Origin of the sequence: Affinundibacterium danionis (genome assembly GCF_042432465.1) — a bacterium.
Classification (GTDB): domain Bacteria; phylum Pseudomonadota; class Gammaproteobacteria; order Burkholderiales; family Burkholderiaceae_D; genus Undibacterium; species Undibacterium danionis.
Genome location: NZ_JBHLXJ010000010.1, coordinates 1 through 5,829, shown reverse-complemented (window position 1 = coordinate 5,829; position 5,829 = coordinate 1). Strand labels below are relative to the sequence as shown.

Below are 5,829 nucleotides of genomic sequence, written 5' to 3'. Positions count from 1 at the left end.
CACCGGTGATGGTGAGGGTGGAAACCGTAATGTCGTTGGTCGCGCCCAAAGTCTTGACCAGACCGGTGCCAGTGACAGTCAGGATATGGGTGGTGACATCGTATGTGGCTGAGGTGATCGTTGGTGCTGCGACATTCGATACCGTGACGGCATTGCCGGTCAGATCGGCATTCGAAGTGGTGGACGCATCCCAGGAAGCGGCGGCAGCAAGGTTGAAGCTGGTGGCATCGACCGCAGATGTGCCGTTTTTATTCAATAAGCCATTGATAGCCAGTTTGTCGGCGGCGTTCAGGGTTACGCTGAACGCGGTGGCGCTGGCAGCGGTAACGTTCGGCGAAGTCAGGTTATAAGACCCGCCCGCCTGACCAATGAGGCTGAGTTTGGAGACATCAATCGTATCGCCACTCACGATATTGACGGCAGAGACGGATAGAATTCCTGTGGCAGCGTCATAGGTTGCATTCAGGATGTTCGGTGCCGCATTCGAGACAGTGATGGCATTGCCAGTCAGGTCGGCAATATTGCCACCGGTGATGACGCTGTTCCAGTCATCGGCCGCCGCAATATTATAGGCGGTGGCGCTAACGGCAGAGCTGGTGCCATTCTTATTCAACAGCGCGGAGACGCCACCGGTATCAGCACCCGAGAGGGTAATGTTAAAGCTGGTGGCCGAGGTGATTTCAACATTGCCGGACGTCGACAGGGTGTAGGTCGCACCACCTTCACCGGTAATCGTCAATTTACTGATGGTGATGTCATTGGTGGCACCGAGGGTTCTGACCAGACCCGTGCCAGTGACGGTCAGCACATTGGTCGTGCCGTCAAAGGTGGCAGAGGTAATGGTCGGTGCAGTCACATTTGATACCGTGACGGTATTGCCTGTTAGGTCGGCACCGGAACTACTGGTGCCATCCCAATCGAGTGCCGCTGCTAGATTAAAGACGGTACCGCTGACGGCTTGCAAACCATCTTTATTGAGTAGGCCATTGATCGCGAGTTTATCTGCTGCATTGAGCGTGATAGAGAACGCGGTCGGACTGCTCGCATTGACACTTGGTGTGGTGAGTGCGTAGGACGCACCACTTTCGCCGACTAGGCTTAATTTGCTAACGTCAATTAGATCATTGGTGATCATGCCACTGCCAGTGACAGAAAGGATGCCAGTAGCAGCGTCATAGGTGGCGCTGGTAATGGTTGGAGAGGCAATCGAAACGGATAAGCCTGAACTCAAGACTCCAACATTACCTGCCGTATCGGTTGCGCTAGCTTTGATCGTGTGTGATCCGTTGGTTAACGTTGCGCTGGTAATGCTCCAGTTGCCAGCGCCATCCGCAGCACCGGTACCCAATGAGGTCACTCCATCGGTATCGTACAATTTGACCGTGCTATTCGGCTCTGCTGTTCCTGTAAAAGTAGGTGTGGTGTTCGCTGTGATGTTGTCAGTGCTTGAGATACCCGTATCGGTGCCAGCGGTCATGTCTGGCGTACTTGGTGCACTAGGTGCGGTGGTATCCAAGGTGTAGACCTGCCCACTGGTGTAGCCTGTGGCAATGGCATTGGTCGCAGCATCCGCAATGCTAGTGCCAGAATTCTTTAAGTCAAGGCGCATGGTGCCATCGCCAGTGATGCTATTGACGGTAACGGTATAGGTAGTACCGCTGCCGCTAATGGCTGCGATGGTGCCAGCAACACCGCCCGTTGTGGTGAGAGCAAAGTCGCTAGTATCCACACCGGTAACGCTTTCGGAGAACGTGACTGTGTACTGCACGCTCGTTGCATTGGTGCTGGCTGCTGAAACACGATCAATTGAAGTTACCGTTGGTGCTATTCCATCGATTAAGACATTTGTCAGTGATCCAATGCCAGTGAGTGACAGCGGTGCGTTATTGCCAGCGAGATCTTTGATGGTGCCGCTATTTAAATTGATAGTGTTGGCTAGGCTTACACCATTTGTATCCGCGTTTCCGCTCGTTACGATGTAGCTAAATGTGATAGCGTTCGTGCCACTACCACTCGCATAATTTACCGCTACGGTTCCGCCGGTATCTAAACTTAAATTGAGTGTGGGAGCGCCAGTAATGTTTACCGCCTCGTTAAAGTTGACAGTAAAGTTGAGTGCTTGACCGATCGCATAGGTACCAATTGTCGGTGTTGTCACTGAACTCATCGTCGGGGCAACCGCATCCACAAAAACTAAATTGCTGGCATCAACATTGTTTAGTGTGAGATTTGCGGAATTGCCAGTGGTATCCTTTAAGCTGCCACCATTTAGAGATATTGCACTACCGATAGTAATGCCGTTTGAATCAACATTACCGTTGGCGATTGTGTATTGAAACAAAAGAGCATTGGTGCCGCTGCCACTTACGTAGCTCGCTACCACGTTGCCACCGATATCTAAAGTGATAGGAATACTAGGTGTTCCGCCTGTGACATCAACAGTGACTGGCTCATCAAAATTGACTGTCAAATTGAGCATTTGACCATTGCCATACGTGCCATTGTTTGGAACCGTAACGTTGGAGACAGTAGGGCTTGTTGTATCGATGTTATAGACTTGGCCAATGCTATAGCCTGCAAATATCGTATTCCCTGCAGTATCTAAAATGTTCGTACTGCTGCTTTTCAGATCTAAGCGCAGATTGCCGTTACCACTAAGGTTATTGACCGTTACTACATAATTAGCACCACTGCCGCTAATGCTTGCAATATCGCCGTTGACGCCTGCTGATTTTGTAAGAATAAAGTCGCTAGCGTCAACGCCAGTCACACTTTCTGAGAAAGTGACGGCAAACTGGACAGAGCTAGCATTCGTGTTCGCTGCGCCAGTTCGATTTATGCTAAGAACACTAGGTGGGGTGGTGTCAGGGGGCACCCAAGTGCTATTGACGTTAGCGCCGGCTTCATTCAGTAACCATTCGTTTCCTGTATTGCTACCAACGCCATTCGCGCCTTCGGTAAACGGTTCAGTGTTCCGGGTGGATGCGCCACCTCCAGCACCACCTTGTCCATAATTGTTATTGCGTGTTACCGAACTATCTTGGTAATTGAGGGTTCCCATGTTATAAATGCCGCCCACACCAAATCCACCCTTACCACCATTGGCATATTCAGTACCGCCAGCACCACCACCACCGGCAGCTAAGTTGTTGCTAATTCGCGTGTTAGATAGATTGAGGATCGACATACTGCTAACGAATATCGCCGCTGCTGCATTGCCACCATTACCAACGCTATTGGATGCTCCAGAAAGTCCAGAGCCTGCGCCCCCCCCTCCACCAATGGTATTTCCTCCTATGCCAGCAGTGCCACCCGACCCACCGATGGATTCTCCTGATCGGATATTTCCACCTGCGCCACCGACAGTCGATCCACCTTTGCCTTGTGAACCAGCATAGGCGGCATAAGTACCAGCACTACCATCACCGCCTATCCCCCCTCCACCAGCGGCACCTTGACCGTCTGCGGAAGATTGAAAGTCGCCTCCTTTACCTCCACCTTGACCGGCAAATCCACCACCACCTCCTCCGCCAATACCCGAGGGTTCAAAAGCAGAAAAGGCACTATATCCACTATTGCCTCCACCACCTGACGCTCTATGACCCGAGATATCAGAATTTCTGACATTGACGATACTCATACTGATACTCAGTCCCGCGCCAAGCATATTAAATGCGCTCGGATTGTTATATGAAGCTCCTGGTCCGGAAAAAAGGCCTTCTCTAAGCACTAGGCCATCTAAAGTAACGGTCGAGGGGGTGCCGCCAGAAATAATTTCGAGAACACCACTTTTATAGTTCGCATCAATGACCACATCGGGCGTGCCGTTCCTGTCGAGATCACCGTTGATACTAATGCTTCGAATAACAATGAGTTCCCTACTATTTAATTCGATGTTCATAGGGGCGTTAAAGGTTACTGTATCCCCATCGTTAACCCACCTTAGTGCTTCTCGTAGTGACAGCCCGCCACCATCGATCATATCGTTGGCTAGTGTTGAAAAACTAAAGTCATCGCCAACGTCAGAATTGGTAGTGACGGTTAAGGTTGCTAAGCTATGTGGATAGTTTGCTTGCGCTTCCGGCGTGATAATAGTTGGAGCATCAATTTTGCCAGTCGTGATTTCTAATTCCCAATCACCGCCTACACCAGTTTGATCATCCGACGCGGCGACATCGGCACCAGTGAGATGTGCGAAACTTTGAATGAATTGTAACCCCGATTCGCCCTGTGCTAAATCACAGGAATACAGCAAGATATCGCCACCTGGTCGAATTGATTGGCCGATTTGTGCTAGTGTGGCAGCGCTATTATTCAAATTTTGTTGATTCAAATAACTGCTACCTAACCACATATCACCAGCATTTCCATGTGAAATAAGTTGAATTGAATCGACTAGTTTTCCTGATAAATGCTGCGCGATTTGCTGCAGCCCGTCACTACTGGGCGTAATATAAACAAGCTCAGTGCCGATTGGAATATCGCGCAATAAGCTATTGCTGTCGGCGACCCGATTATCAATAAATATAATATGGACAGGGCTGCCCGCTTCTTGCGGAGTAAAGATATTTCCAGATGTGATTTGTGTTGAAAGTGTTTTGCTTTGCACATCATTTTTCACATTGATTAAATCTGGTGAATGAGTGCCATGTTGTTGCAGAGGTAAATTCATAATACTTAGTTCAAATTTATCGGTTGCTGTACTAGACGAAAATTAAGAGGTAATGCCAGCTAAGAGGGCGTTAGTGCTTGCTAAGCAGATGCTGTGGCACAGATGTCGCGAGATAGAAGATCGTTCCTGAGGTTTGTAAAATGATTAATGAGTGCGATCGTGATTCAAATTAGTTAGGAGAAATGAAGTTTGCTACTTATGACGAAAGTATCGTTGCATGTTGAGAAACATGTCAGTAGTTCAAAAAAAGCGCGCGACAATGGTGGGCGAGTAACCCAATGTGTAATTGAAATTTCTTCTATAAATAGTTGCGGACAATACTTTTCGAGAGGAACCTTGTCTATAGTCCATTTGGACTAGGTGCGTGCATTAGCTCGCTGTGTAGTGTTTTGATAGACGAAGGAGAATTGGGATGATACATGACCTGATTATATTGCGACTACTGTAAATTGAAGTATGTCGTCATAACAGACTTAGAAAAAATACAGAAAGCTACTGAAAGGTGTATAAGTAGCCCTCTGTAGTGAGTGAAAGAGATCTGTGTTAAGCCATAAACCGCCCAATATACTCCTCAGAATGAATAAACTGCCCAATAAGAGTCACGGTATCAGTCTGAGGTTGATTGAGCAACTGATCAAACGTGACCGGANTAGCCAAGAGATCACCGCGATTAAAGCCATTGACCAATTGATTAACCCAATACGTTTTACCAGCGGCATCCGCAGGACGATGCAAGACGTTTTGGTAAATCAAATCCACAAACTGGCTATTGTCGACACTGCTGTACTTTTGCTGGAACTCGGTACTCGCAACAAAGGAGTTGCTAATGGTCGATAAGGCCGTGCCCGCATTGTATTGCTTGATCCAATAATCCAAACCATCACGATCCGGTAAGCGATCAAAGGTCCCAAAGTACAGACGGGTAATACTACCAATCCCTTGTTGGAATTCGGTCGAGGCAATAAAGGAAGCCGCCACTTGTTCGCGACTCATGCCAGCTTGTTCAATTTGCTTGACCCAATAATTGAGACCCGCGGTATCGGCTTCACGGAACAAGAAGTCACGGTACATCTGCATCGCAAACATGTCGGCGCGTTGTAAGACGTTATTGTCTTTCACGATAGGGTTGGTGCCCATCTTGGTTTCTACCGCATCAG

General features: G+C 48.6%; 2 protein-coding genes. Both read right to left on the bottom strand.

The features are described from left to right. Positions 1-4,672, bottom strand: a 4,672-nt coding sequence (locus ACFFJH_RS10795; protein WP_390212444.1) for a DUF4347 domain-containing protein, incomplete at its 3' end; no start/stop codon positions are given. A 543-nt stretch (positions 4,673-5,215) separates the two neighbouring features. After that, positions 5,216-5,743 carry a DUF4214 domain-containing protein gene (locus tag ACFFJH_RS10790; protein WP_446697465.1) on the bottom strand — a complete coding sequence of 176 codons (528 nt, stop codon included), beginning with the start codon at positions 5,741-5,743 and terminating at the stop codon, positions 5,216-5,218. Positions 5,744-5,829 lie beyond the last annotated feature (86 nt).